The organism is Gracilinema caldarium (genome assembly GCF_029265695.1).
Taxonomy (GTDB): Bacteria; Spirochaetota; Spirochaetia; order Treponematales; family Breznakiellaceae; genus Gracilinema; species Gracilinema caldarium_A.
This window is the reverse complement of sequence record NZ_JAJUHW010000078.1, coordinates 1-5,480: the sequence shown is the minus strand read 5'-3', so window position 1 is coordinate 5,480 and position 5,480 is coordinate 1. Positions and strand designations below refer to the sequence as shown.

Below are 5,480 nucleotides of genomic sequence, written 5' to 3'. Positions count from 1 at the left end.
TCAGGCGGGAGTCTCTCCGGAACGCTCGCTGCTACCTGGACCGCGGGTTTTTCGAATATAAAGACTCTTGTTCGTCTAGTGGATAATCAAAACAATGAACGCTATGAGTTAGATTTAAATCTGATCCTGCCGGGAGAAATTAATGGCCGTGTATATATGGCCCGGGCTAATCTGGACCGGTTTTATCCAACCCAACTCACACCCCAATTGACCGGCGAAGTCCGATTTTCTTTATCATCTTTGGAACATTTTTCAATAGATTGGAAAATAGCTTCCCTGCAGCTGCGTTGGATGGACCAGGATGTGCTCCTGATATCCTCTGGGTCGCTGACACCAGACAGCCTCGAACTGCTCAATAACAGCATTACGGTCGGCCAATTACAGGCAGATATTAGTTCCCTCGAGCTGAGCAGACTAGATAATCGGATGAACCTTGCATCCAGAATACGGGGTATTCTCGGTTCCCGCTCCATCGATGTATCCAACGATATGGTGGTCCAATTTGCAGGTTTTCCATCATATCAGGAGGTATTTCAACAATTTAGTAGTTTGGATTTTAACGGTACGGTCCAACTCACCAAGGGGCATTATGATACATGGACCATTCAGGATCCAATCGTATTTACCTTTAATAAATCCAAACAAGGGTTTTCGTTACGGGGCGGTCCGCAAAATGCTCTCCGATTGGAATTGGGCGGGGATGGAGCTTTTTATATGGCCTTTTCCCAGCCCTTGCCGGTGCGGGGGGCGGTAACCGGTTCTGTTCTTAAGGGACTTATTGATGCAAGTACTAGAAATTTATATATCGATATCAGTGCTCTTTGGGATCTTATGCCTAAGGGACTCCCCTTGCAGATTACCAGCGGTTTTGGTTTAGCAAGTCTTTCTGTCCAGGGGCCGCTCAGCGATCCTGTTTTTACCGGTTCCGCTACCGCATCCAGTGTCCGTATGCGCATACCAGACTGGCTAGAAGATGAAGTAGGGCCCTCTGATCTTTCCTTCATGTTTGAAGAAAACACTTTGCGCCTTGCAAAAACTCTTGTTCCCGTGGGGAATGGAAAGATTCAGATAGAAGGTTCTTTATCTTTTGAACAATGGCTGCCGGGTAATTTTAGTTTGACTGCAATGATTCCTGAACAGGCTCCAATTGCGTTTAAAAGTCAGCTGCTTGGTTTGAATGCTCGGGGTAAAGTCTGGGGCGGGCTGGGCTTAGCATCGCAAGATGGTGCTTTTTCTGTAAACGGAAAACTGGTAGCCTTTGATACCCTGGTCATGTATTCCGGAAGCCCCCAATACGAAGGCCAAAACCAGAATCAGAATTTCCGTTTTAAATCCGCAATAACACTGCAAACTGGCAAAAAAGTAGAATTTATCTGGCCCAATACCAATTTCCCTGTTCTGCGGGCCTATACCGATATAGGGTCCATCATTCAGGTAAACAGTGATTCGGAGACCGGCAGGTTTTCTCTTAATGGAAATATCAGTCTCCGAGGGGGGGAAGTATTTTATTTCCAGCGAAGCTTTTATATTCGAAGCGGTCAACTTGCCTTTAACGAAAACGAAATACGATTCGATCCCCGCATAGCCCTCAGAGCGGAAATTCGGGACCAGACAACCAACGGACCGGTAACCATATCGCTTATTATTGATAACGCTCCGCTTAGCAATTTTACCCCCCGCTTTATTTCGGATCCTCCCCTGTCACAGATTGATATTTTTGCCCTTCTCGGCCAGAATGTACTCGGTTCAGAAACAACCAATACGGCGAATAGCCTCCAGGATGCGGTCATAAGCGCCTCTTCGGATCTTTTGGCTCAATTTAATGTTGTACGGGTTTTTGAACAGAACATTCGCGATACCCTTTCGTTGGATATGTTTTCTATCAGGACCCAGGTGCTGCAGAATGCCTTGCTTCAAGCAACAGGCATCGTGAGCACCCCTGTTGACAGGACCGTATCTCTGGGTAACTATTTTGACAACACCACATTGTACTTAGGAAAATATTTCGGACCTGATTTTTTTGTGCAATCGATGGTATCTTTACGGTATGATCCTGAAAAAGAAAACTCCCTTTTTGGAGGCCTTACGGTAGAACCGGAGGTAGGAGCGGAATTGCGTAGTCCCTTATTCACTGTTAACTGGAATTTTGTACCAAAAGCAGGGGATCCTTTGTTTATAAAGGGCCAGTCTGTTACTATAAGCTGGAAATGGTCATTTTAATTTTTTGTAAGGAGCATCAATGCGTACACGAATCATAGCTGTGTTTTTGACAATCTTGGCAGTATTTGCCTATGGTCAGCAAGCCGAAGATTGGTATGTGGGAAAGCCAATCAAGGATATTACCTTTGAAGGGCTAAAACACGTAAAATCGACAGAACTGGATGGCATTACCGCCCCCTATATTGGCCGGCTCTTTACCGATTCCCTCTTTTGGGATTTGCAGGGCCGCCTCTATGCTCTTGAATATTTTGACCTTATTTCTCCAAGCGCGGTCCCGGTAGATCAATCAGGTTCTGCGGTTATCCTGAAATTTACTATAAAGGAAAAGCCCGTTATCACCCGTATCGATTTTGAAGGAAACAACAGCCTTCGCAGGAATGAACTTCTGGATGTGGTGACCATAAAAACGAACGATGTGGTCAGCCAACTTAAAATCCGGGCCGACGAGCAGGCTATTCGCAATAAATATTTGGAAAAGGGCTTCCCCGACGTAAAAGTAACGAGTGAAATAAAAAATCTGGATGGAACTAACGTTAACCTGGTTTTTTCGATCGATGAAGGTGAAAAAATAGCGATCGAAGCCTTTAGGTTCGAAGGCAATACGGTCTTTACAGAGCGAACCCTGAGGGGCGTGTTGTCTTTAAAAACAAAATCACTCTTAAATGATGGGGCTTTCCAGGAAGCAAAGCTCATGGCGGACCAGCAAGCTATTGCTCAATATTACCAGGATCGGGGGTATGTGGATGCTCGGGTGACCGATGTGGTCCGCCAGGTCCGCAAGGATGAGCAGGGCCGAAATCTCATGACAATTATCTTTAAGATTCAGGAAGGCAAGGCCTATGTGCTGGGGGGTGTCAATTTCGAGGGAAACAAGATATTTCCCACTGATCAGCTAGAAAAACTGGTTTATTCCAAAAAGGGTCAGCCCATCAGTGCGAAAAAGCTGGAAGGTGATCTCCAGCGAGTGGCGGACCTCTATTATGAAAATGGCTATATTTTTAACACCATAACCCGCAAAGAAGTAAGAGACGAGGCTGCGGGAACCATCACCTACACTGTGAGCATTATAGAAAGAAATCGGGCTCATATAGAAAATATTATAGTCAGGGGTAATAAAAAGACTAAAGAATCGGTTATTCTTCGGGAAATACCCCTGGAACCGGGTGATATCTTTTCCAAGACAAAGGTTCTGGATGGCCTAAGAAATCTGTACAATCTCCAGTATTTCTCCGCTATCACTCCAGAAACACCTCCGGGAAGTGCGGATAACCTCATGAACTTGGTATTCAATGTGGAAGAGCAGCCCACTGCGGATATACAGTTTGGGCTCACCTTCTCTGGTTCCGCGGATCCCCATGCCTTTCCGATCTCCGGGCTTATAAAACTGAATGACCGCAACTTCTTGGGCTATGGTGACCAAGCCAGTTTTGAGCTGAATGCTTCTCCCGACACCCAGAGCTTTTCCGTATCCTATGCAAAACGCTGGCTCTTTGGACTGCCCCTCTCTGGCAGTTTTGACCTAAGCCTTAACCATAGCCAACGAACGGCGTTAATGGATAACCTCTATCCGTATTTTAACGGCGATGAACCCTACGCATACCCCGACGGCTTTGATTCCTACGAACAGTATATTGCAGCGAACAAGATTGCTCCCGAAGCCTACCAAATGAAGTACGACCAGTGGAAAATTTCTCTTGGATTTTCTACGGGTTATCGATTCAGTACTTTCGCAGGAAATCTCGGCCTTGGCGGCGGTGTCCGCGTCGGTATCGTCCGGAATGCCTATGATGCTTCCCTTTACCGGCCCTTTGATCCCGTGCTTCGGTCTCAAAATAACCAATGGACACCCTCTAATGTAATCTGGGGCAGCCTCTCTCTGGATCAGCGGGATATTTATTATGATCCCTCAAATGGGTACTATGCCATCCAGCGTATTGGCATTTATGGTCTCTTGCCTGTTGAACAGGAACATTATCTCCGTACCGACACCAAAGCGGAATTTTTTGCCACCCTCTTCAAAATTCCCCTTTCAGATTCCTTTACCTTCAAAGGTGTTTTTGGTATCCATTCTGGAGTTTCTTTGATACTGCCCCAATCCTTTAATGAGGAACCCCGTATTCAGGATAATAACAAGCTCGTTATTGATGGAATGTTTAACGCCCGGGGCTGGTATAGCATGCGTTCTAATTATGGACTTGCCCTTTGGGAAAACTGGGCGGAACTGCGTATTCCCCTGGCCGCCAATATTCTTGCCTGGGACTGGTTTGTTGACGCTGCGGCAGTTAAGGAAGATTGGTATACTCTGTTCAACAAGCTTAGCATAGAAGACTTCCGCTTTAGTTTGGGATCGGGACTTCGTTTTACCATCCCGCAATTCCCCTTTAGATTCAGCCTGGCTAAACGGTTCCAGGTCGTTGATAATAAGGTTCAGTGGATAAATGGCGGTATCGGAAGCTGGGGACTCGATTTTGTCATTTCCTTTGCCCTAGCTACCTATTGATAAGGAGGCATACAACATGCGGAAACAAATAGTACTATGTGCGATCCTCTTATGTGGGGTGGTTATAGGAGCATCTGCCCAGCAGCTTACCCGTTTTGCGGTGGTGGATCTTCCGAAAATCTATACTGCATTTTTTAAAGACTCTCAAGCAGTACGAGATTTCGAAGAACGCAGTGCTAAGGTACAAGCAGATATAGATAAAATGAATGCCGAAATCCAGGCATTACAGAAAAACCGACTCGACGCAGTTGCTGCTGGAGACCAGCAAAAGGTTTTGAATCTGGACAACGAGATTTACAAGAAAACTGAGTTTTTAAAGGAATATTACCGAATCAAGACTGCAGAACTGGAAGACCAGAGGAAAAAATTAACCCAATCGAGTTCTTTTTTACAGCAAGTTTATGATGAAATACGAATTGTAGCTGAAAGTGATGGCTACAGTATGGTTTTAAACCTCAAAGAATCGAGCGGTATCCTCTGGTACAGTCCCACCGTTGACATAACAGAAAAGGTCATCAATAACCTGCTCACCAAAGCAGGCCGGTAGTCCTGTAGCAAGATTTTAAATAGTAATTTGCTGAAAATGCTTTAAGCATTTTCAGCAACCTTTTGGGAGATGTTTATTTTTCCTGATCTTTTTGGCTCTTTAGAACCGAATGGAGGGCGGAAAATTTCTTTTTGTTTTCTTCCGATAGTTCCATGAGGTTTTCATGGCTATGGAGCAGCAAATCCACGCTGGCATTCATCGTTTGGTTAATAT

General features: G+C 45.3%; 3 protein-coding genes. All 3 read left to right on the top strand.

What is annotated here, in order from left to right; all coding sequences use genetic code 11:
• Positions 1–2,220: translocation/assembly module TamB domain-containing protein (locus Q7P68_RS13825; RefSeq protein ID WP_304226650.1), on the top strand; the 2,220-nt coding region annotated here is incomplete at its 5' end.
• Positions 2,221–2,239: 19 nt separating this feature from the next.
• The gene (gene bamA, locus Q7P68_RS13820) at positions 2,240–4,720 is read left to right on the top strand and encodes an outer membrane protein assembly factor BamA (RefSeq protein WP_304226648.1); all 2,481 of its coding nucleotides are present in this window, start codon (positions 2,240–2,242) and stop codon (positions 4,718–4,720) included.
• Between the two features lie 16 nt (positions 4,721–4,736).
• The gene (locus Q7P68_RS13815) at positions 4,737–5,267 is read left to right on the top strand and encodes an OmpH/Skp family outer membrane protein (RefSeq protein WP_304226647.1); all 531 of its coding nucleotides are present in this window, start codon (positions 4,737–4,739) and stop codon (positions 5,265–5,267) included.
• Positions 5,268–5,480 lie beyond the last annotated feature (213 nt).